Source organism: Paenibacillus sp. PastF-3, assembly GCF_029893135.1.
GTDB lineage: Bacteria > Bacillota > Bacilli > Paenibacillales > Paenibacillaceae > Paenibacillus_AQ > Paenibacillus_AQ nitricinens.
This window is the reverse complement of record NZ_JARXWM010000004.1, coordinates 259,625-283,797: the sequence shown is the minus strand read 5'-3', so window position 1 is coordinate 283,797 and position 24,173 is coordinate 259,625. Positions and strand designations below refer to the sequence as shown.

General features: G+C 42.4%; 18 protein-coding genes. 13 read left to right on the top strand and 5 right to left on the bottom strand.

Annotation, left to right across the window (positions count from 1 at the left end; genetic code table 11):
* Window positions 1-322: 322 nt before the first annotated feature.
* From M2444_RS10900 to M2444_RS10890, 3 genes are all read left to right on the top strand, one after another.
* Window positions 323-1,828: an alpha/beta hydrolase family protein gene (locus tag M2444_RS10900; RefSeq protein ID WP_094877584.1), complete on the top strand. Its 1,506-nt coding sequence runs from the start codon at window positions 323-325 to the stop codon at window positions 1,826-1,828.
* A gap of 206 nt (window positions 1,829-2,034) precedes the next feature.
* The gene (locus tag M2444_RS10895) at window positions 2,035-4,014 is read left to right on the top strand and encodes an ATP-dependent DNA helicase (RefSeq protein ID WP_280786938.1); all 1,980 of its coding nucleotides are present in this window, start codon (window positions 2,035-2,037) and stop codon (window positions 4,012-4,014) included.
* Between the two features lie 230 nt (window positions 4,015-4,244).
* The gene (locus M2444_RS10890; RefSeq protein ID WP_280786937.1) at window positions 4,245-5,288 is read left to right on the top strand and encodes a YeiH family protein; all 1,044 of its coding nucleotides are present in this window, start codon (window positions 4,245-4,247) and stop codon (window positions 5,286-5,288) included.
* A gap of 360 nt (window positions 5,289-5,648) precedes the next feature.
* On the opposite strand, the gene M2444_RS10885 is transcribed toward M2444_RS10890, so the two are convergent.
* Window positions 5,649-6,065, bottom strand: a complete 417-nt coding sequence (locus M2444_RS10885; protein WP_094870921.1) for a MarR family winged helix-turn-helix transcriptional regulator — start codon at window positions 6,063-6,065, stop codon at window positions 5,649-5,651.
* Window positions 6,066-6,217: 152 nt separating this feature from the next.
* On the opposite strand from M2444_RS10885, the gene M2444_RS10880 reads away from it, so the two are divergent.
* The gene (locus M2444_RS10880) at window positions 6,218-6,676 is read left to right on the top strand and encodes a DUF2798 domain-containing protein (protein WP_094878328.1); all 459 of its coding nucleotides are present in this window, start codon (window positions 6,218-6,220) and stop codon (window positions 6,674-6,676) included.
* Window positions 6,677-7,441: 765 nt separating this feature from the next.
* A complete protein-coding gene (locus M2444_RS10875) occupies window positions 7,442-9,124 on the top strand; it encodes a methyl-accepting chemotaxis protein (RefSeq protein WP_280786936.1) in 1,683 nt (560 codons plus the stop codon).
* A 421-nt stretch (window positions 9,125-9,545) separates the two neighbouring features.
* On the opposite strand, the gene M2444_RS10870 is transcribed toward M2444_RS10875, so the two are convergent.
* Entirely contained in the window at window positions 9,546-10,436 is an 891-nt protein-coding gene (locus M2444_RS10870) for an NAD-dependent epimerase/dehydratase family protein (protein WP_280786935.1), read from the bottom strand.
* 556 nt (window positions 10,437-10,992) lie between these two features.
* Window positions 10,993-11,928: an RNA polymerase sigma factor gene (locus M2444_RS10865; protein ID WP_280786934.1), complete on the bottom strand. Its 936-nt coding sequence runs from the start codon at window positions 11,926-11,928 to the stop codon at window positions 10,993-10,995.
* 99 nt (window positions 11,929-12,027) lie between these two features.
* Between M2444_RS10865 and clpP the strand changes: the two genes are divergently transcribed.
* A complete protein-coding gene (clpP, locus tag M2444_RS10860; protein WP_094878324.1) occupies window positions 12,028-12,609 on the top strand; it encodes an ATP-dependent Clp endopeptidase proteolytic subunit ClpP in 582 nt (193 codons plus the stop codon).
* Window positions 12,610-12,630: 21 nt separating this feature from the next.
* Entirely contained in the window at window positions 12,631-12,837 is a 207-nt protein-coding gene (locus M2444_RS10855) for a hypothetical protein (protein WP_094878323.1), read from the top strand.
* Window positions 12,838-12,876: 39 nt separating this feature from the next.
* Here the strand turns inward: M2444_RS10855 and M2444_RS10850 are convergent, their stop codons facing one another.
* Window positions 12,877-13,872, bottom strand: coding sequence for a LacI family DNA-binding transcriptional regulator (locus M2444_RS10850; protein ID WP_280786933.1), 996 nt, complete (start codon window positions 13,870-13,872; stop codon window positions 12,877-12,879).
* A 271-nt stretch (window positions 13,873-14,143) separates the two neighbouring features.
* On the opposite strand from M2444_RS10850, the gene M2444_RS10845 reads away from it, so the two are divergent.
* Window positions 14,144-15,865 carry a glycoside hydrolase family 13 protein gene (locus tag M2444_RS10845; RefSeq protein ID WP_280786932.1) on the top strand — a complete coding sequence of 574 codons (1,722 nt, stop codon included), beginning with the start codon at window positions 14,144-14,146 and terminating at the stop codon, window positions 15,863-15,865.
* Between the two features lie 66 nt (window positions 15,866-15,931).
* On the opposite strand, the gene M2444_RS10840 is transcribed toward M2444_RS10845, so the two are convergent.
* A complete protein-coding gene (locus M2444_RS10840) occupies window positions 15,932-17,818 on the bottom strand; it encodes an LTA synthase family protein (protein WP_280786931.1) in 1,887 nt (628 codons plus the stop codon).
* Window positions 17,819-18,167: 349 nt separating this feature from the next.
* On the opposite strand from M2444_RS10840, the gene M2444_RS10835 reads away from it, so the two are divergent.
* The 5 genes from M2444_RS10835 to nspC all read left to right on the top strand — a co-directional run bounded on the left by M2444_RS10835 (window position 18,168) and on the right by nspC (window position 24,149).
* Window positions 18,168-19,655: an RCC1 domain-containing protein gene (locus M2444_RS10835; RefSeq protein ID WP_280786930.1), complete on the top strand. Its 1,488-nt coding sequence runs from the start codon at window positions 18,168-18,170 to the stop codon at window positions 19,653-19,655.
* Between the two features lie 80 nt (window positions 19,656-19,735).
* Window positions 19,736-20,131, top strand: a complete 396-nt coding sequence (locus tag M2444_RS10830; RefSeq protein WP_094870908.1) for a GntR family transcriptional regulator — start codon at window positions 19,736-19,738, stop codon at window positions 20,129-20,131.
* Window positions 20,132-20,143: 12 nt separating this feature from the next.
* Complete coding sequence (locus M2444_RS10825; RefSeq protein ID WP_280786929.1) at window positions 20,144-21,520, top strand: DUF5808 domain-containing protein; 1,377 nt, start codon at window positions 20,144-20,146, stop codon at window positions 21,518-21,520.
* Window positions 21,521-21,803: 283 nt separating this feature from the next.
* Entirely contained in the window at window positions 21,804-23,003 is a 1,200-nt protein-coding gene (locus tag M2444_RS10820) for a saccharopine dehydrogenase family protein (protein WP_060624451.1), read from the top strand.
* Window positions 23,004-23,012: 9 nt separating this feature from the next.
* Complete coding sequence (gene nspC, locus M2444_RS10815; protein WP_042186699.1) at window positions 23,013-24,149, top strand: carboxynorspermidine decarboxylase; 1,137 nt, start codon at window positions 23,013-23,015, stop codon at window positions 24,147-24,149.
* Window positions 24,150-24,173: the final 24 nt, after the last annotated feature.

The following is a 24,173-nucleotide window of genomic DNA, read 5'->3' as shown; positions in this document are numbered from 1 at the left end:
AATATGTCCAAGAGTAATAGATCAACCAAAATACCATAGGAACTATTAAAACATAAGGTCTTTGGATTGCTGGAAGAATGTAAAATAAAAAAAGCCCAATTAATATCGTTGGCAGCAATAGAATAAAATACTTTTTCCAATGCATGATTATCCCCTCCCTTTTGCCTAATACTAAAAATATCTTGCTTGCTTTAAATGTTAATGCCCTCGTCATGAAACCTTACAAAAGTGTTAGGTGACTGTCATCTAGATCAATGGCATCAACCTAGCAGCTTCTCTATACTAATCCATTGATAGGATTAATTTAAAGGGGGAGTTGGTCGTGAGGTTTTTTGAAATGCTGTTATTCTTTTCAAGTGTTAGTTTTTTGGCACTCCAGTTCATTTTAAATCAACGTATTCGAAGACCTGCTTTGCTCCTGACAAGCGGAGCAGGCTCCATTTTTTTAGTGATACATTTGCTTGTCGAAGGATACAGGGTTCAGCTTGTATTTTTATACGGATTTACGATCCTGATGCTTATGCTTTCGCTTACAGACGTTTTCATAAAGCGGAAAGTCGCTCGGACTGCCTCGCGAATTCGTAGGGTGTTGGGCCGCTTTTTTATCGTGATTGGGCTAATTGCAACGGGGTGCTTCCTATATGTGTTTCCTGTATCCGACATTCCGGCACCATCCGGCGAGTTGCAGGTAGGCACGAAAATCTTTCATTTCATAGACCAAAACCGGGAGGAAACATTTAGTAAAACCGCGACAGGCAAGAGAGAATTGATGGTTCAGGTATGGTATCCGGCTCAAGATGGCACAGGCAAGTACGCTCCCTTTATTCCAGATACCCAGATTTTACGTTATATGGCTACGAACTATGGCCTTCCCGGGTTTACTTTACAACACCTAAAGTACGTATCCAGTCATGCGTATTCGGGGGCTGAAGTCTCTTCTGCACAAACTTCATACCCACTGATCCTTGCGAATCCCGGCTTCGGCTCTTCCAGGTTCCTCCACACGGCGCAAGCTGAATATCTCGCAAGTCACGGATATATCGTGGCAGTGATTGACCACACCTACAATACATTTGCAACCGAGTTTCCGGACGGTAGAATCACGACCAGCACAACCAACGATTTATTCTCGCCTGACCATGATTACCAGACGGAAAGAGGGAATCGCGACAAGTTAGGTAAAGTTTTAACCGACGATGTGGCGTTTGTACTGGATCAATTGGAGCTCATCCAATCGGGGAAGATTCCAAGTCATCTAAAAGGGAGAATAGATCTCGATAATGTCGGTGTATTCGGTCATTCCATCGGCGGAGCGACGGCCTATGACGCTTCTTACGATCCGCGAATCGCGGTTGGAATAGACTTTGATGGTGGGCTTTATCGTTTGCGTGACAGAGAGGGTCTGCGTAAGCCGTTTTTGTTCATCAACTCGGAAAGCGAATTTGAAAAATTAAAAATGGTGATGGATAACCGGGTCTACACGGATTCAGAGCTTAACCGTATGGGCTCAACAAGAGAGTGGGAGGATAAAGTAACGGAAGATAAAAAGTTGGAGCTTGAACGGATGCGCCAAACAGTCGACGAAGGGGGACAGGTCCTCTATATCGAAAATACGGAGCATTTGAATTTTACCGACATACAGTTCATTTCTCCAATATTCAAAATACTGGGCATTACCGGAAAGATTGCTCCCGAAAGAGCAAACTCCGTTATCAATGCCTATATGCTTGATTTCTTCGATTTGTATCTGAAAAATCAAGGCGGAATCTTAATGAAAGGACCGAATAGCCGCTTTCCGGAGGTGAAGTTCGTAACCTCACTATTATAAATTACGTAACAGGCTGCTGATTTTGATAAGCACCTCTTCAAGTAGACAGGGGTTTGATAAATAACCGTTACTTGAAGGGGAGTTTTTATTTTGTCTAAGTAAACTCGACATTTAATACGTTTCCAATTGAACTACTTTGTAATTCCTCCAATGTTATGAGATAATAGAGTTTTTCCGTTGATTCTATTTTTCATGGCATACGAGCTATGCCTGATCAAATATTGGAGGTAGGCTTGTTGGCGACACAGTATCCTTTTGAATACGATCGGACCAGACCTTTTATGGAGCAAGTAGGGGAATGGGTCGGCGATGTATTCTATGAAATTCTTCCTGAGGCAGGATTTGAAGTTCGTGATGAACAGATTTACATGGCGTTTCAGGTGGAGCGAGCTTTTGCTGAGAAGAAGACGATTTTTGCTGAGGCAGGGGTCGGTACGGGTAAGACTTTAGTGTATTTGTTATATAGCATTTGCTATGCGCGGTATATGGGTAAACCTGCGATTATCGCCTGTGCGGACGAGTCCTTAATTGAGCAGTTGGTGAAGCCAGAGGGTGATATTGCCAAGCTTGCGAAGCATCTGAATATGAATATCGATGCCAGGCTGGCGAAATCTCCAGATAAATATATGTGTCTGAAAAAGCTGGATCATGCTCGCAACAATGATGATGGGAGCTTGCCGCTGGAGAGTTTGTATGGTACTTTACCTGATTTTGTACATTCTCATGCACCGATGCAGCAGTTCCATGCCTATGGCGACCGTAGGGATTATCCAGATCTGAACGACGAACAATGGAATAAGATTAACTGGGATACGTTTCAGGATTGTTTTACTTGTGATATGCGTCATCGCTGTGGACAAACGTTGTCCCGTGATCATTACCGGAAATCAAGCGACCTGATCATTTGTTCCCACGATTATTACATGGAGCATGTCTGGACTTATGAAGCGCGTAAGCGAGAAGGGCAAATTCCTTTACTTCCAGAGCATTGTGCAGTTGTATTTGATGAAGGGCATTTGTTAGAATCTGCCGCCATGAAGGCGTTAGGCTATAAAATGAAGCATGTCGTCTTTGAAGAATTGATTTCTCGTCTGCTACAGAATGAGATTCGTGAGACGCTCGCGGTACTTATCGATGAAGCGATTATGCAAAGTGAGCAGATGTTTAAATATATTCGTCGTCAATGCCGCACCATTCCTGGATCAGATCGAAAAAGCATTGAATTAAATGCGTCGCTAATCCGTGAGGTGCATCGCATGCGTAGTGTAATTGCTGCTATCGAAGAAGAATTAGTATTCGAAAGTGGACTGTACACGATTGATGAATATCAGTTACGAATAGTCGAAGAACGTTTGGAGACCATAGAAATCGCGTTGAGATTGTTTGAGGATTCAGGTGCGTTAATCTGCTGGGCGACGGAAGATAGCGATGGCTTAACACTGTCGGTCATGCCGCGTAATGTTAAGGAAGTACTCCAAGATAGCTTGTTCACGCAAAAAATGCCGATCGTTTTCTCTTCGGCTACATTATCCGTGGATAAATCATTCCAATACTTGAAGGATAGTCTTGGAATACACGACTTCCTGTCTTTCTCTGTAGACTCACCTTATGATTATGAGCACCAGATGAATATCTATGTACCAGAGCTTCGGAGCGGTGATTTTGCTGAGAAAATGGAGATCTCTATGAAGCTTATCCAGCAGACAGAAGGAAGGGCTCTGCTACTATTCCGTACTCGCGAAGAACTTCTGCAGTTCAAGCAGCTCAACTCGCAGAGTGCAGAATCCAGCAAGTATTCTTTCCTCTATGAAGGGGATCAGGAGATCAGCTATCTGATCTCAGCTTTTCAACGGGATGAGCATAGTGTTCTTTGTGCGGTGACACTGTGGGAAGGATTAGATATTCCAGGACCTTCACTATCTAATGTGATCATTTGGTCGCTACCTTATCCTCCGCTTGACCCTGTATTTATGGCAAAACGTGCGGAGACTTCCAATCCTTTTGAAGATGTGGATTTACCTTACATGCTGCTAAGACTTAAACAAGGAATGGGACGTCTGATCAGAACGGGTACGGACCAAGGAATTGTGACGGTACTTGCGGAAGCTGAAGGACAACATCCCGTTCACGAGTATATAACTTCTGTACTCCCGAAGGGAACTAAGCTTCAGAAGCTTGAAGTGTAAATTTAAAAATTTAATATAGGAACACAATCGCTCTTTTGGTGAGGTGGATGCTCCGGCATGCTGCTTCTCGAAGGAGTTTTTTTATGTAAATTCAAGCATAAGGATTCCTAATCTTACGGATAGTATATTGGTATTTAACTTTCGAGCCATGGCGTATTATTGTTGATTCATGGGGGAAGGGAATTACATACCTCCGTCATCTAGAGATTCATACAAGGGGTGTATACGACATGGGGGATTCACAGGGATTATACCAATCAAACAATAAGAAACAAGTTGGTTTTGCACTTGGCATTGGATTAACCTTAATCATTGCATTAGTCGCAAAATATTTAGCAGGCTTTCCATTTCTCTCTATTATGGGCCAATTGGTCATTGCCATCTTAATCGGAATTATTTGGCGGGCAACCGTAGGAGTGCCGGGTACGATCACCCAGGGCACTGATTTTTCCAGCAAAAAGCTGCTACGTCTAGGAATTATCCTACTGGGTATGCGGCTGAATTTAATGGATATTGTTGCTGCAGGTCCGCGGGTATTTCTACTGGCGCTTATTGTAATCGGCTTTACGATCCCAGTTGTATACGGACTTACCCGACTGTTCAAGGTAGATAAACGACTTGGTATCTTAACGGCTTGCGGGACAGCGATCTGCGGTGCGGCGGCGGTGGTGGCGATTGCTCCACAAATCAAAGCCAAAGATGACGAAACTGCGATTGGCGCAGCTATAGTTGCTATTTTAGGTACAATATTCACGTTGCTATACACTTTTTTGTATCCTTTTCTAGGCTTGTCGGATCTAGGCTACGGTGTATTCTCAGGAGCTACCTTACATGAAATTGCTCACGTCATTGCAGCAGCAGATGCTGGTGGGAATGCAGCAGTTGATATGGCGGTTATTGTTAAATTGACTCGGGTAGCCTTACTCGTTCCGGTTGCCATAATAATTGGGATTTGGACGAATCGTGCGGAAAGAAAGGTGCAGGGCGGCCAATCCAAAGCCTCATGGAAAAGCATTCCTATTCCTTGGTTTATCCTCGGTTTCTTACTTGTCAGTGGTGTGAACTCATTAGGGATCGTATCAGCATCAGTGGCAAATGGAATTGTAACGATTGCTTATATGCTAATCGCTATGGCGATGGCTGGACTTGGTTTAAACGTTGATTTGGCGGCATTTAGACGACTAGGGATGAAGTCTTTTGCAGCAGGGCTTATAGGTTCAGTCTTATTGTCTTTCGTTGGATTTACCCTAGTTCACTGGTTTGGACTGGCGTGATTTTTTGCATACTATTGAATTGTAAAAAAAGAATTTGCTTCTATTCTCGGTGTAACTGCAGATACACTGAGGTTATACGAGTAACATGATATTGTTAGGCCCACTAAAGATAACAGCAATAATTACAGATATTTTATTGATTTAGATGCAAGAGATTTGCTTATGAGTAGATGGTACAGAAGTATAGGGATTCCATTGCCGGAAGTGGTAAACTTGATGAAGGAGTATTCTTTAGTGCAAGTTACGGGTAGGATGCAATCACTGTGCTTTAAAAGCGAATGAACGACAATTTCCCGGAAAATAATTGAATCTTTTTAAAGACGCAGGGTGGGCAACTCTGCGTCTTTTTTTTGCTGGAGATTAAATCCATTCTTCTTTTAGCAAAGATTTGAGAAGCTCTACGTTAGCTGCCCCAAGCTTGTTAGAGATTTTTTGCTCTAATTCGATTTTGGTGATCATCATTCTTTGATTGCATTCAATCCCCTTCTGGGTAAGGATGATGTTTTTATCACGTTGATTTCCTTTGACTTGGGCGGCTTCCACATAGTTACGGGATAACAGTCCTTGAATGCTCTTATGCGTACCCTGTCTTGAAATATGAATAATTCTACTGATTTCCGAGATCGAGAGCATTTGATGTGTTTCAAGAACTGCTAGGATATGGGATTCAGTCTTGTTGATTTGGTCAGGGTCTTGGTCGGTCACTATTTTACGTAAGGCTAGATGCTTCTCGCTGAGTAAATCAATTAGATTCATTTCTTGCAGATGGTTATCCATGTGAACACTCCTAAATCATCGCTCGTTAATCCAAGTATAAGTCATATATATTTATTGTCAACTTGGTTGACTTAGTTTAAGGCACTGTGATATTGTAATCCGAGTTGACAATATAACAATACTAAGGGAACACTAAGGAGTCTGAGAACAAGATGGGAAGAAACAAAAAAGAAGCATTATTATTTACATTCATCATGTGTGCTTTGATGGTGCTGGGTATGAGTATTTACAATGTAGCTCTGATGGAGGGCTGGTCAGGTACATTAGTTAAAGATGTGATCATCGGCTACATACCTGCGTTTGTAATTGCATTTATTCTGGATGTCTTTGTTGTAGGTAAAGTTGCGAAAGGGATCGCATATAAGCTGGTAAAAGAGAATGATCCGATGATCAAAAAAATCATGTTCATCTCCTTTTTTATGGTAACCGGAATGGTGCTGTTTATGTCCTTCTATGGCGCAGTTCTTCATGTAGGGTTCACCTCAGAACTACCAATGGCTTATCTGTCTGCAATAGGTAAGAATTTCATGGTTGCACTTCCACTGCAAATTCTATTAGTCGGTCCTCTTACACGATTTATATTTGTGAAAATTACTCCAGCTACTGCCTAGACAATGTTTACATCACCATTACGCAAATCTGCAGCGACTCGTAAAGAAATAGCTCAAGTGTTAGCGAAGCTGTTAAAGCTGAGTCAATCATAAGCTATCATCGTATTTCTTGATGAGAATAAAAACGCTCTCCAATGCCATGATGGGCAAAGGAGAGCGTTTTGTTCTATGCTTTCTTTTTTATAGGTTCGAGCAGATTTAATACATACTCATTTCAGCTACCCTTGGGGCTATCGTTACCTCTTTCTTAATAAAGCGGTGATATGAATAGCAAGGATTGCGTGTTCATCATAAATTCGCCAACCCGAGCTAGCCTCACGGTGACTTTGAAATAATCCTTATGCTTCCAAGTGACGCAACGTCCGACTCGTCAGCCCGATTTGCGTAGAAAGCTTATCAATGGTCACAAATCTACTCATAGACAACTCCCGTTCTATAGATTGATATGACGCGCTATGAGAAGTGTTTTAGCACTTACCGTTACGTCAATGGCAATAGGATAGTTGTGAACGTGTACTCGACAAAATTTACATTTCTCATACAAAACTGTGTCCGGTATTTAATGTACAGCTTCTACAATTTAGATATTAGTAAAAAGTACCTATTGCCATATGAGGCTTTATACGGAGGATGATATTGTTGAAGGCTAGGTCTATGCATCTATCAATGAAGTGGAAGTTGATCTTGAGTTTTTCTGCCGTGGTACTATTCTTTCTAGGGGTAGCGCTATACCAAAATTATAAAATCAATCAAGTAGAAATCTCTATGGAAACACAAAAAATGGAGATGGAAAAAAGAATTACAGTATCCACCATTACTCAACTGCTTCAAGAAATGAACGGTGTGGAAACCTCTCTAGCAGGCTCTAGCGATTTAGAGTTTACCCAACCCTTTAAGGACAAACAGACAAAATTAATGGAACAATTGGGTAAAGTGGAATTTGAGGCAGATTCGCCTGCGTCTAAGGAGCTAGAACAGTTACGTAATCAAATTGGAGGGTATACGGGTTATTTTGACGGATTAGTAAATACGATACAGGACGAGCAGCTTGATCCCATGGCCGTTCTGGAACGAATAGATGAATTACATACGAAGGCATTGGCTATGAATAAAGAGATGTTGGAGACTAATGAGAAACTATACATCGCAGCAGCAGAGAACGCAGAGAAGGCCCAAGTGTATTCTTTTGATTTGTTAAATCTGACCAGTTCTATGGGGACTTATGCCGCATTATTAGTATTTGTTTTCACACTTGTTATTGCGGTTATGCTTATTCGGTCCTTTCTGAACCCTATAAATAAGTTGCAAACGGCTCTACGTAAAATTGCTGAGGGTGATTTGCGGCAGCAGATTAATTCGCCATATCATGATGAACTTGGAAGTTTGAGTCATCATTTTGACCATATGGTGTTGCGGGTACGAGAGATGCTTCAGCAGACTCAATCTGTAGCTTCTTCGCTCGCGACTTATTCGCACTCTTTTCAACAATCTTCATCGATTACCGCTCATACGAATCAAGAAATCGTAAGCACAATACAGGAAATCTCTGTAGGCGCTGAGCAGCAAGCCGGACAATCTGAGCAGAGCGCAAGCTTGATTCAGGAACTGGAACGGGAAGTTCATGAAATTACGGAATATACCGAGGTTATGCTCTCAACAAGTCAAACCGCTAATCACAATACACGGAAAGGTTCAGAATCGGTCATTGCTTTGCGAGAGGTATCAGAGCACTCCCGTGAGTCTGTGAATAAAGTATATCTTGCTTTAACCAAATTGAGCGACCAATCGAAGGATATCTCCAGAATTACCAAATCGATCACAAACATTTCAAACCAGACCAATATTCTCTCTCTAAATGCAGCGATTGAAGCAGCACGGGCGGGAGCTTATGGAAAGGGCTTTGCCGTCATAGCTGATGAAGTGAGACAATTATCTGATCAGACCAAAGAATCCTCCGTACATATCAGTCAGATTATTAACGAACTGCAAGCAGGGATGGATGAATTCCAGCAATATATGCTGGAGACCAAAGGAAACCTTGAAGAGCAGGATCAAAAAGTGGCAGAAACGTTGTCTTCATTTGAAGCGATAGATGAATCGATCGTTGAGATTAGTAAGCAGATTGGGCAAATCCATGACAAGGTAGATATGACACAGACTATGAATCGTAGACTCGCAGAGTCTGTTCACAACGTGGCATCCATTGCTGAGGAAACTGCGGCAGGGGTTCAGGAAGTGAATGCCTCTAGCGTGCAACAGGACAACGCGATCCACGACATTGCCCGTCAAGCCGTTGAGATTAATGAGATTTCACAAAAATTATTCAAGGAAATCAACGTCTTTAAGATTAATTCGGACATAGTAGACGAGATTATCGCTGGGGATGACAGTGACTCACCTGGCGATGAAACGCCTGAGGAGCGCTCTTATTTGACAATCTCCGCATAGGGGAAGGTTTGATTGACTGCCCGCACATCGGGAGCGACTTGATTCACTAATTCTGTAACGTAAAAGGTAGCTTAGAGGGGAGATCCTTCTAACTACCTTTTTTTGCGCGTTAAGTGTATTCAATACAGCTATTAAAGGATGTGATCTCCTCTATGTGTGTTTAGTTGTACTTTGTGCAGTTATTTCTCCGAGAAATGGCTGTCAGTGGTGTTTAGCTAGTCTTTAATTGCACTGAATACAACTAAAGTCGAACATAAACTTGGCCGGCCTGATTTAGTTGTATAGCGTGCAGTTAACTGAACATTTGCAGAGGTTTTGTACAATGTAAAAGCTGCTCCTTCATAGAAAAATCTACTAAGGGACAGCTTTTTTGTTGCGTAGATGATGAGTGAGTGAAAGGGGTCTATTAAGGTGCTGACTGTTATTCCTCGTAGGTTTTGTTCAGAGAGCTGACTAGCTCTGGGAACCAGTGTTTTAGATTGAGAAACTTGTACCCCGCCGACTGGGCTTTGGTCGTATCCATAAACCAGGATTGTTCAATTCCGAATGGTGACATATGCTCGTCCGCGGTTTGGCTCTGGATGCTGGCGTGCTTCCCCGTTTCTTCTTCAATCATTGTGAGAATATCCGTAATTCTAATTGTACCGTCTGAGCAGGCGTTGAACGGTCCTGTCATAGTAGAGCTACATCCGAGCCAATATAGGAAATCAGCAGCTTCATCTGAACGGATAAAGGAGATATATGCTCCGGGATTCGGTATACCAATAGGCAACTCATTACGGACATGCTCAATATGAAAATGAAGTCTTCGCGTATAATCATCTATTCCCAGCACAATTGGAAAGCGAACCGCGGCGACTGGGAAGGTGGCCTTCTGCATAAAGACAGCTTCCGCCAGTCTTTTTCCCTCTTGATAGGTAAAATCATTTCGCCCTCCGTGGCGGATAGGGTAAGCTTTAGGATCGAAAATGTCCTCGGTCAGCGCTTCTTCGCTGAAATCATAGACGGATAAACTTGAGGTGAGAATATACCGTTTCGTTTTACCATCAAAAATCCGGCATGCCTGATCCGCTTCGTCCGGTGAATAACAAATATTATCGAACACGACATCCCATAGTGTATCTCCTACCGCCTGAGCGAGCTCGTTGGCTTGGAAACGGTCCGCATGGATCCGGTGGATGCGATCTCCAAAGGAATCGCTAGTTTCCCCGCGCGTAAGTATCGTTACGTCGTTTACGGAATCCTGTAGTAATCGTTCAACTAACCTTTTTCCAAAAAAGCGCGTGCCGCCTAAGATAAGAATTTTTCTCATATCATGCCACTCCTCACCAACTAATGTATATTTATAAGTCTAAATGAAGTCTTCCTTTTAAAAGCAGGGGTGTGCCTAAAGAGTGATAGGTGTTAGGTGATGAATGATAAATGATAAATAAATGATAAATTATGAATTATGAATTATGAATTATGAATTATGCATGAAGGTATGTAAGGAGATTTCATTCGTGTGATTGTACTTTGTGCAATAGAATTTAAACTAAATAAGACAGAGTTTAATTCTATTGCACTCTATACAATCAAAAGATGAGAAATTGCCTTAAAAGTCACTTATATTAAAAATCTATTGCAGATAGTGCAGTAGATTCATTTTTTAGCGTTGATTTCATGGATTCTGTTGCACATTTTGCAACGTCACTAGCTCAAAGCTAAAACATCACCCAACTATACAACTAACTGACCTGACTCACAAAACTTACCTATCTCATCAAACTCACACTTTTCAAAACTAATATTTGTTCGGTTATAACGTAACGTAATGTGCTTCATTTAGCTAAGTGTAGTCCAGTATTACGAAATAGCGTCACGAAAGGCTAAGCCACCATCCGCATTCCTGGCTCGGAATAGTTCCAGCCCATAGAGCTGAATCCGTCAGATTGGAAAGGCTGAACGCTCTGGAAGCTTTGGAAGCTTTGGCTGGACACGGCCATAACAGTTTCTTGACTTTCATCCGCAAGGACAAGCTCAATCAGCTCGGCGATTTGCTCTTGTTCATAGGCGGATGCAAGGCGATTCAAGGCAATCTGTAATTCCGTATCCTGCACAATGGAGGGTCCGTTAGATTGAAGAAGCTCTTGTCTGACTGCAGGGAGGGCTTGCCGGGCGCGATGCAGAGCAGCTTTGATGGCTCCTTCTGTGGTGTCGAGTATTTCCGCAGCTTCGAGTCCGGAGTGCTCGAAGACATCGCGAAGCAGGAAGACCGCTTGCTGTAGTGGAGACAGATGCTTCTGTAAGGCTTGAAAAGCAGCCTCAATCTCAAATAAACCATACCCTGCTGCTTCCTCTGTCCGTGGTTGATCCATTTCCAGCACCCGTGACAACGTGGCTTTTCGCCGCATAATATCTGTCCAGGTATTTCTGGCAATCCTCAGGAGTAGCGCCTCAGGATTTGGATGATTCGTTAGCGAGCTGAAATTCGTACGACTTGTATGATCTGTATTGTTGTTCATTTGACTTGTATCGTTCATATCATCGCTCTTCAGCTTCGAATGTTCGGAAGTCTTCATATAGCCCAGTGCTTTGACCCACGTATCCTGAACCAAATCTTCGGCTTCCCACGGGGATTGTGTCAGTGCAAGGCAATACCGCTTCAGGGTCATTTGCAAACACATGGTATGATTCTCATCCGGTTCATGGCCGGCGTTAAGCTTCTCAAGGCTGATCACTCTGCATAACCCCTTTTCCGGTAAAGTGATTTCGGTTACTTCTAATAATAAACGAATGAGCTCGAAAATAAGATACGCAATCATAAAAATAATATTTTCCCCACATCCCGTATCCTCTCCAAAGACTAATCCGTTTACAGGGTAGATTTCAAAATAATATTAACGGATGGAGGTCAGATACGCATGGCGTACATTCCTTATGTCATTGAACAAACGAATCAAGGAGAGAGATCTTACGATATTTATTCACGGCTGCTAAAGGATCGAATTGTATTTGTCGGGGCGGAGATTGAGGATCAATTGGCGAATAGTGTTGTTGCTCAGTTGTTGTTCTTATCAGCTGAGGATCCAGATAAAGATATACACATGTATATCAATAGTCCAGGCGGGTCCGTAACGGCGGGACTCAGTATTTATGATACGATGCAGCTTATTAAACCACAGGTGAACACGATTTGCACAGGGATGGCGGCTTCCTTTGGTTCACTTCTATTGTTAGCAGGGGCCAAGGGTAAACGTTATGCGCTGCCAAACAGTGAGATCATGATACATCAGCCGCATGGTGGAGCGCAGGGTCAGGCTAGTGATATTGCAATTAGAGCCAAACGTATTTTGAAGCTAAGGGAAGTGCTTGTTCAAATTACAGCGGACCGAACCGGACAAACGGTGGAAAAGGTAATGCAAGATATGGATCGGGATTATTACATGTCAGCTGATGAAGCAGTGGAGTACGGGATTATCGACAAAGTCATCACAAATCTGTAGGACGAAGGAGTGAAGTGAGTGATGCTGGAAGCTTTGCAGGGCAAAGAGGTAACCATTTATTTTGTAGATGGCTCTAACGCTAGAAAAGGCATTTTGGAAACGGTAACTGAGAAGTTCATTAAATATCGGACAGAATTCGAGGAGCTTTATATTCCCATAACTTCCGTCTGTTCCATCACACTAGATACTAAAGGACGGGAACGCGCCCGTGTAGGATTTACACAATAACCATTCTCAGATTTAAAAATAGGGTTAGGGAAGTTTTCCCTAACCCGTACTTTCGCGAATCGCCAAATAATGAGCTACATTTGCATGATGCTGAATACCAGTCTCCCCTTTAATCAGCTTGATTAAGGTCCGGGTAGCAGTCATTCCAATCTCCGTTCCGGAATATTCCACCGAGGACAGCTTGGGACGAACGACAGAAGCAATAAAGCTATTATCGAATCCGAACACCGAAACATCCTCTGGCACCCGAATGCCGTTATCGATCAGAAAATTCATCGCCCCTACAGCTATCCAATCTGTGGAGCAAAAAACCGCAGTAGGCAACTCCCCGCTATCCTTAATCCGGCGCATCGCGTCGCTTCCATCTTCTACAGCCATTCCACTTTCTACTACCCATTCTTCCCTTAAGGTTATTCCTGCATCCATCAGCGCTTGTCGATATCCGCGATAACGAGCACCACCCACCGCATTCTCTCCAGATACCCGGATCATGCCGATACTTTTATGTCCTTTTTGAATCAGATAAGTAACGGCTTCATAGGAAGCGGTGACATTATCCAGATGGACAGAAGGGATCGAATCAATCTGAGAATGTTCTCCGACTAACACGCAAGGTGACCCGGATTTTTGAATAATCTCTAAATGCTCCTTACTCGGAACCGAGCCTACATATATATAACCCTCAGTCCCCATATGGTGGAATAAGTTCAAATAATGAAGTTCACTATTCACACTTCCGTCTGTTAACCCGACCAAAACATCATAACCATATAGCTCGGCGAGATCACGTATGCCAATATTGAAATCATCAAGCACGGTATTACTGTTCTGTGGAATAATGACACCAATCAGAGGTGTATCCGATCTGCCTGCATCTGAACTGATGACATTAGGACGGTAATTCAATTGTTTCATGGCTTCCAATACACGCTTACGAACTTCCTCGTTTACCGGTTTGCTGTTATTGACAACCCTTGATACGGTAGCTATTGAAACGTCAGCCATTTTGGCTATATCTTTAATTTTTACCTTCAAGAATATCACCATAACTTTCCAATCTTGTATTCGTTCTAGAATATATCGCAAGCATATCACGGATAGCTTCAAGAATCCAAAAGATTGTTATTGACCAGGAAAATAAAAGATCCTATAATGATCGCATAGGAAAATAATTTCCTTAAATAAACCCTAAATAGATAGTTTTTAGTCGATAATCTTAAATTTTATGATGAAAATCACTAATTCGTGAATTGAATAGGAAAATATTTTCCTAAGAGGGTATATGAATACGAAGGAGCTGCATACATTGAACAGAACATGGTGGAAAGAAGCCACAGCGTATCAAATTTACCCGCGGAGCTTTATGGACAGCAATGGCGATGGTGTTGGAGATCTACAAGGAGTCATCTCAAAACTTGATTATTTACAGGACCTTGGCATCAATGTCATTTGGATTTGTCCTATTTATAAATCCCCGAACGATGATAACGGATATGATATTTCAGATTACCAGGATATTATGGCGGAGTTCGGCAGTATGGCCGATTTCGATCAGCTATTAAGCGAGGTTCATGCACGGGGCATGAAGCTGATTCTGGATCTTGTCATTAACCATACTTCAGACGAACACCCTTGGTTTGTTGAAGCACGTTCAAGCAAGGATAATGCTAAACGTGATTATTATATTTGGAGAGATCCTAAGGACGGAAAGGAACCGAATAACTGGGAGAGTATTTTTAGCGGTTCAATCTGGGAGTTTGACCCCGCTACAGAGCAATATTTCATGCATGTATTCTCCAAAAGACAGCCTGACCTCAACTGGGAAAATCCTGAAGTACGTAAGGAATTATACGGTATGGTCAATTGGTGGCTAGATAAAGGGATTGACGGCTTCAGAGTGGATGCTATTTCACATATTAAGAAAATTTCAGGTCTTCCTGATCTGCCAAATCCAGATCATCTTCCGTTCGTTTCCTCCGGTGCGGGTCATATGAATCGGGAAGGCATTCACGATTTATTACAGGAACTGAAACAGGAAACATTTGATCGTTATGACATTATGACCGTTGGTGAAGCCAGTGGTGTCAGTGTCGATCAAGCGGAAATGTGGGTAGGCGAGGAGCAGGGCAAATTCAATATGATTTTTCAATTCGAGCATTTAGCCCTTTGGAATAAGAGTGTTACAGGTGGCTTGGATGTTCTGCAGCTGAAATCAGCACTTTCGCGTTGGCAAAAAGGTCTTGAGGGTAGAGGCTGGAATGCACTCTTTATCGAGAATCACGACCAACCACGTTCAGTTTCCACTTGGGGAAATGATGGGGAGTATTGGAAGGCATCGGCCAAATCGCTGGCTACGATGTATTTCCTAATGCAAGGAACACCATTTATTTATCAAGGTCAAGAAATTGGAATGACCAATGTACGATTTGATTCGATGGATGATTATGATGATGTGGCGATGAAGAACCTGTATCGTTTAGAGACAGAAGCCGGAAAATCACATGAAGAAGTCATGGAGGTTATTTGGAAGAACGGTCGCGACAATTCTAGAACGCCAATGCAATGGGATGACTCTGAGAATGCTGGTTTCAGCAGCGGCAAGCCTTGGATGAAGGTTAATCCTAATTTCACGGAGATCAATGTGGAGCGTGCGAAGCAGGACCCTGATTCCATCTATCATCATTATAAAAAACTAATCGCACTTCGGGCTGCTAATCCTATTACCGTTTATGGTACCTATGATTTGATCCTGCCTGAGGATGAACGAATCTACGCTTATACTCGTACACTTGGCAATGAGAAATTACTGGTCATGTCAAACCTGACTTCAGAGGAAGCACTGTTCGATCTTCCGTTTGACTTGGAATTTGACTCCAGTGAGCTGCTGTTGAATAACTATGAAGCTGACCCTGCCGAGAAGATCGAGACAGTGGCATTACGCCCTTACGAATCTCGTGTGTATATGCTGGTTAACGCACCAGTAGAGCAAGAGGCAATTCGTGAAAGTGTACCTGCAACAACGGTTTAATTATTCTAATAAACGCAAGAATGCCCCTCGGCCAATGGCTGAAGGGCATTCTTGCGTTTATATCAATTATTTGCTCTGTCCGCCATCCTCCGTAGAAGATAAATCCGGCCGTTGCAGAATATAACTATTAGACATATTCAACAGCCGCTGAACGGCATCGAATTGTTCTTTTGTCGAACCGCCCTCAGTTTCAGATCCATCGATTAGATTATAGTTATTTCCATCATCATAATCGACACCCGTCAAGTACAAGCTTGTGTCATTAATAAAAGAACCAGTGGGAAGAAAATGTCTAACCGGCAGCAGGTTGGTCTGTTGATTCATCAGATCTTCTCCGAAGTGGAGCTGATCCTTCATAGAAATGCCTAACAGATTAGCTACAGTGGGTAAGATGTCAATCTGACCGCCGGTTTGAGTGTACACAGTAGGCTGATCTAAGCCTGGGGCATGAACAATGAAAGGAACATTGAACATATCGGTATATCCATATTCATGCCCGACCATTTCCTCCATTAAAGATTTCTCGTTGCCATCAAGAGAGTACAGTGATACACCTTGATGATCTCCGTAAAAGACAATCACGCTATCTTCCCATAACCCGCTGGACTTCAGTTCGTCTAGGAATTGTCCCATGGCGTAATCCGCATAATTTTGGGCTAAAATATAGTTGCCGACTAAGGTTCCTTCGTACCGCTTAGGCAGCGTCATCTTATATTTTGATTCAGGCATTTTATAAGGGTGATGAGCACTCATAGAGATGACCATCGCGTAAAAAGGATTGTCTTCAGCATCCATTTTGCTTAATTCAGGAACCGTCTTGGCAAACAGTACTTCATCGGAGGAACCAAATGCGATATGATCATCATCTCCATAGAAGGACTGATCGTAGTATTTGTCAAAGCCCAGCACCTTATATAAAGTTTTGCGATTCCAGAATTCTACGCTGTTGGTGTGAAAGGTGGCCGTATTGTATCCGTTAGCTTTCATCAGCTTAGGTAGGCTGGGTAGTTCTTTAGTCATATAGTTGGAGGAAGTAGCTACTTCGTGATGAGGAACATATAGCGAGGTGTTCACTACAAACTCTGCATCTGATGTTGTACCTTGCCCCGCATTCGTATAGAAGTTATTGAAATAATGTTCGCTTGCTATAAGCTTATTTAGATTGGGAGTCACTTCCTGTCCGTCGATGCTTAAGCCAAGCAGGAAATTCTGAAAAGATTCCATTTGCACTACAATGAGATTCTTACCTTGAGCCGCTGCCCAATACTTCGGAGAGACTGGCTCCGTAATCCCCTTTGTAGCGTCCACTGCCTGCTGCGTAATTTCTTTGCTGTCGATCATTTCTTGCTTTTCTGTGCTGTCAGCAAAGATGGTATATACCTCGTAATTGAGAATCCCCATACTCTCTGCCTTTTTATTCTCGTTCATACTGGCATGATTCGGCCAAACATTAAAGACACAGATCGCCAGGGAAACGCTAATGATCCCAAGCAAGGCGGTTCGGTTCATACGCCGGTTCATGCCTCTTTCTTTCCAGGCCGCAATATATTTGGGACGGAACATAAAGAACATGAAGACTAAAATATCCACAAAAATGAACAAATAATAAGGGTCCAGCAAAGAATATGTGCTTTCTCCAACCTTGGTAACTTTATCCGCTTGTTGTAAGGCGTGGTAGGTAGCAATGATTCCGTAATACTTGTAATACATAAGGACAGCAAAATAAATTACTGAAATCAATAAGTTCGCAATCATGTAATACAGAAACTTCCGCTTGGAAGCCATCCACTCAATGAGTCCAAATACGATAAAGAAGAACGGAATCTCTGTGAGCAGCATGCTCCAATTAGGTCCGTCACTAAATACCACGAACCAGGCCACTGCGCATTTTAAGAGCAGGACGAAGCTAAAGATTAGAAAGGGCTTATTTTTTATCCGAAAATCTTTTTTCACTCGTTATCATCCTCTCTGGTGCAAAACACACTATAACCCTGCATAACCCTATATGTTGTGGGAATCCGTTGCAATATGCCGAAGCCTATTATGCTCTTGAAGTTTTCGTGTGTCAAAAGACGGACGAGAGACCTAGAGCGCAGCAACAAGCGATTTATGCCATATAAACAGTTAAAACCAGCTTCAATCCTAAACTACAGGCTAAATGCGTATAAATTGATTTAAAAAATTACAGTTTTTCGCAACTTTACATAATATTCCACAGTCTATATAAGAAGAGTGAATACAATGGGTCTCTATTAGTGGATCAATAGGTTGACCCTACCGATTCTAAAAGGAGTGATCTTAAGTGGGAAGACAAATTTCAAGCATTAAAATTCAGATAAGACGAATAGGTAGTGTGGTTGTCGGGGCAGCAATTATCCTAGCTGCAGTCTCTCCATTAATAGTTAAGGCGGACAGTGTAGTGAATTTCCCGGATGAAAAGAAGTTATTGTCTGGCATTACAGGGCTGGATGCGGGGGATAGAAGTGCTTATGCCATCACTGCAGATGGAACAGTCTGGGCTTGGGGTGGTGGATACGGCTCTATTGGTAATGGAGCAACTACGCCGGCGTATACTCCCGTCAAAATGCATATTGATCATGTGAAGCAAGTTTCAGGTGGAGATCGGCATAACTTAATGCTGAAAGATGATGGAACCGTGTGGGCAGTGGGTAGGAATGAACATGGACAACTTGGCACTGGCGTACAATCTTTGACGGTCCTTGTAGAGCCGGTTCAAGTGAAGGGATTAACGGACGTGATTTCTGTTTCGGCAGGAGGCTCACATAGCTTGGCTCTTCGAAAAGACGGGACGGTCTGGGCGTGGGGTGGCAATGAGCAAGGAGAACTGGGTGACGATTCAGGGAAAAATGGGTTAACACCGGTGCAGGTGAAAGGACTACCTTCTATTTTAGCTATAGCTGCAGGATCGAATAATTCAGTGGCACTTGGGAACGGCGGAGAGGTGTGGGTGTGGGGTTCATCTAAAACTATAGGCATTAAAAAGGATACGGTCTTAAAGCCTACCCAAATTAAGGGGAACGGGGAATATAAAGCTGTAGATATTAATAGGCAGTATGGAGCAGCTTTGAGATGGGATGGCACCGTTTGGTTATGGGGTAATTACACAGATAGTTATCCGGGTAAAACGTTACAGCCGATTCAGCTCCCAGGACTCACTGATGTCGTATCGATGACAACGGACTCTGCAGTAAAAGCTGATGGGACCGTATGGCAGTGGACCGTTGATGATAAAAATAAAATGAATGTTAAGCAGATTAGTGGTATTCAAAATGCAGCTTCGATTACCAGCGGGAACAGAAATCATTATGTGCTCTTAAAAGACGGTCACGTTCTTGCATGGGGAACGAATGAATTTGGACAGACTGGGTTGGGGGTTAGAGATTTTATGATTGACACACCTCAGCCCGTGAAAAAATCGATACAGGTCCTGTTGAACAATAGTGAAATGGATCTGACCATGCCTCCTTTATTGCTCAACAATTCTACTTACGTTGCTTTAAGAGGAATATTTCAGCAAATGGGAGTGGATGTACGTTGGGACGTTCCATCGAGATCAGTTATTGCTGTGAAGAAATCTACATCTACTACGCTGATTTTAAATTCGGTTAATGGACAAACGACTGTAAATGGAAAAGTAATAGCCACAGATCAAAAGCCAGTCTTTATTAATGATAGTGTATATGTACCTTTAAGACTGGTGAGTGAAATGTTAGGCGCTAAAGTAGAGTGGGATGCAGAAGCTTATGCTGTTCAAATCCATTCGAATTAAATAGGGGTATTTTGACATTAAGTATTATTTGTATTAGTATCACTAATACAAATAATACTTTTTTTGAATGGATGGATAATATGATCATAACGCTTGATTTTAAAAGTGATACACCAATTTATGTACAGCTTCGTAATGAGATCGTGATTGGAATTGGCTCAGGTGAACTGGCGGATGGGGAGAAATTACCAACAGTGCGGCAAATGGCTGAAGATTTAGGGATAAACGCAATGACCGTGAACAAAGCGTACGCGATTTTGAAGAATGAAGGCTTCATATCGATAGATCGCAGGCATGGTGCTACAGTTGCTCCGATAGGGAATGGACAGCCAGAGTTTAAGGAGAAGCTGGAAAATGAACTACGGTTAGTCATCTCGGAGGCAAGTGTAAAAGGGATTGGCCGGGAGGAGTTTATGCAAATGTGTGCTGGAATCTTTTCATCCGTATCGTTTAAGTCTACATCCATCACGGAATAGGAGGACACTCAGATGGCTATCGTTTTCTTTTGTATAGCTATAGTTATTTTAGTTATTATGTTTTTTACGTATAGGAGTACTTTGAAGCTGAAGGATAATCTGTGGTTTGGGGTTAGTCTTCCGGCGTTTGCTCTTGAGGATGAACGTCTGCGCGAACTGCAAATTTCAACTGAGAAGAGATATAAAAAGTATGGACTCCTATCATTTCTGGCTTTGATTCCTATTTTGTTCTTGAGCGGCTATCTCTCTTTCACACTGATCTTTTTTTATGTTTGGACGAGTGTTATGATGCTTCTGCTTCGAATTCCATTCATTAAGGCACATCATGCAGCGGTAGAACTGAAACGGGAAAATGAGTGGTTCGTGGGAGAGAAGCGAATGGTTCGAATGGATACCAAGCTATCTCTGCTAAAAAAGAAAATGAGTCTTTCTTTATACTGGTACATAATTCCTGCACTAATTGCTACGTTATCTTTTATGATCCCAGTTCCGGAGGAAAATATTGAAATTGTTCGAATGGCTGGTGGTACAGCATTAGGGCTGACCGTGTTTTTCTGTATTATTGCTATCTCCTTTAATCGAATGAAGACTAAAATTTACACGAATAACAGCGAGACTAATATCCTGCTTAACCAGGCTAATCGTAGATATTGGTCCTTGCTATGGTTTGGAATGGCTATCATCAATAGCTGTATCGCCGTAATTTCGGTGTTTGCCTTATCCTTAAATGGAGCGGCTTCAACTATAGTATGGAGTTTGGGTATCTTCTTGTTCTCCGTTATTCCGGTGACAGGTATTTTTTATGTACATCATAAATTGAAGAAACTTGAAGCTGCGCTGCTAAATGGTGATCATGAGATATTGTATACGGATGATGATGAATATTGGATTAATGGGACAACGTATAATAACCCCAATGATCGCTCTGTTATGGTTCCGAAGCGTCTTGGGATCGGCACTACGATTAATATTGGGACAAAAACGGGTAAGAGTATATACTACGGCCTCTTTGTATTCGTTATATTGCTGTTGATCGGGACGGGTTGGATGGGCGTTCAGACTGATTTCTCAACACCTACCTTAACTACAGACACAAAAGGAAGGGTCTCGATTGAATATCCAATGTATAATTACAGCTTCGCCATGAAGGATGTGCAAGAACTGACGCTTGTGGACAGCTTACCAAGAGGCCGAAGAACAAATGGCGTTGCGACGGATACAGTAGCCATTGGAAACTTTAAGTTTGACGGGTTGGGGAAGAGTAAGGTCTATCTTGTGAAAAATTCTCCGCCATATATTGTGATTAAATTGCCGGATGTATATGTGCTCTACAACAATAAGGATGCCACTGAAACTGAACGTCTCTACGCGGAGTTGAAAGGGTGGTGAGGTTTCACATTGAATTTAAAATAAATCGTATGAAGTAGCCCCCTATTGTGATAGAATAATCTAGTTGTCCTAGTTTCCGGAAATTTACTCCATTCCAGCGATTTTCATAAGATATATAGGTGGATAATCGAGGAAATATGAGTATTCAAGAGTATTAACAAGAATCTTTGAAGATTTTACACAATAAACATCATTTTTTGTCGGTTTTTATTGATTTATTCAAAAATATTATGTATAATCAGCCTTGTTGATTTTGCAAATGGAATTTTAGGAGGTTTTTATTTTGGGAAAAGCGTTAATTATTGGCGCTGGCGGTGTTTCCAGTGTTGTTGTTCACAAATGCTGCCAGAACCCGGATGTATTTGAAGAGATCTGCATAGCTAGCAGAACTGTCGCGAAATGTGACGCTCTGAAAGATAAATTAGCCGGAGGCCGCACGAAGATTTCTACTGCTCAGCTCGATGCAGATAATACGGACGAAGTCATTGAACTGATCAAGAGCTTTGAGCCGGATGTCGTTATTAATGTCGCTCTCCCATATCAGGACCTGACAATCATGGATGCGTGCCTGGCAACAGGAGTGCACTATGTGGATACTGCCAATTATGAACCACAAGATACAGCGAAATTTGAATACTCTTGGCAGTGGGCTTACAAAGAAAGATTCGAAAAAGCAGGTCTTACCGCGTTGCTAGGCAGTGGATTTGATCCAGGTGTAACGGGCGTGTTCACAGCTTACGCTCAAAAGCACTATTTTGATGAAATTCATACTATTGATATTGTAGACGCCAATGCTGGTGATCATGGATATCCATTTGCAACAAATTTTAATCCTGAAATCAATATTCGTGAAATTACAGCCAATGGCCGCTATTTCGAGAATGGCGAGTGGATTGAAACAGCACCGCTTTCCGAGAAAAAAGTATATGATCTTCCGGAAATTGGACCAAAGGATATTTATCTTTTGTATCATGAAGAATTAGAGTCTTTGGCCGTTAACATCAAGGGTGTGAAGAAGATCCGTTTCTGGATGACTTTCTCGCAGAATTACCTGACTCACTTGAAAGTGCTTGAGAATGTGGGCATGACTTCTATCGAGCCTATCATGTATGAAGGAAAAGAGATCGTTCCTCTGCAATTCTTGAAGGCGATTTTACCTGACCCGGCTTCCTTGGGACCAAGAACAAAAGGCAAAACGAACATTGGATGTATCATCCAAGGAACTAAAGACGGAAAGCCAAAAACTTATTATGTATACAATGTTTGCGATCATGAAGAGTGCTATGCAGAGGTTGGCTCCCAAGCCATTTCCTACACTACAGGCGTTCCTGCAATGATCGGAGCGATGTTAATTATAAAAGGAATCTGGAAGAAACCGGGCGTATTCAACGTTGAAGAGTTCGATCCAGATCCATTCATGGAAGCTTTAAATAAACATGGTCTGCCTTGGCAAGAAGATTTCTCGCCAACGCTGTTAGACTAAGGCGCGATAATGGATATAGATATCAGCGCGGTCCCGTCACCCTGTTACCTTGTAGATGAAAGATTGCTTACACGTAATCTTGAGATTATGAATTCTGTACAGGAACGTACTGGAGCAAAGATTTTGCTCGCACAAAAAGGCTTCTCCATGCATTCCTTGTATCCGTTAGTTGGAAAGTACTTGCATGGCGTAACCTCAAGCTCTTTGTTTGAAGCCAGACTTGGCTATGAAAAGATGGGCAAAGAGGTTCATGTGTACGCACCAGCTTATATAGATAGTGAGTTCGATGAGCTTCTTGGATATTCCGATCACATTGTGTTCAATTCTTTTGACCAGTGGAATCGATTCAAGGATCGCGTTAAGAATGCACCGAAGCATATCAGCTGCGGCATTCGTGTGAATCCGGAATATTCCGAGATCGAAGTTCCGCTGTATGATCCGTGCTATAATTATTCCAGAATGGGAGTAACTCTCCCTAACTTCAGACCGGAAGAGCTTGAAGGCATTGATGGACTACACTTCCATACAATGTGCGAACAGAATTCGGATACCCTTGAGCGTACGCTCAAGGTAGTCGAAGAGAAGTTCGGACCTTATCTCAAAGGAATGAAATGGCTTAATTTCGGTGGCGGTCATCATATTACACGTCCTGATTATGATCTAGAGACCCTGGTCAAGTGCATTCTACACATGAAAGAGACTTACGGTGTGGAAATCTATCTGGAGCCGGGTGAAGCAGTAGCGCTTAATACCGGATATCTGGTAGCTACCGTTCTCGATGTGATGCATAACGGAATGGATATTGCGATTCTCGATACCTCGGCAGAGTGCCACATGCCGGACGTACTGGCCATGCCGTACCGTCCGAACATTATTGATGCTGGACAACCTGGGGAATTTCCTTATACGTACAGATTAGGTGGAATGACTTGCCTAGCGGGTGACGTTATCGGAGATTATTCCTTTAAGGAGCCTTTGAAATACGGAGATAGACTCGTATTCCTTGATATGGCCCATTATTCCATGGTGAAGAACCATATGTTTAACGGTGTGAACCTGCCTTCTATTGTTAGTTACAATGAAGAAGAGGGAATCAAAGTGATCAAACAGTTCGCTTTCGAAGATTTCAGCGAACGTTTATCTTAAGATTAATAAAAAGGTGTCCCGTGA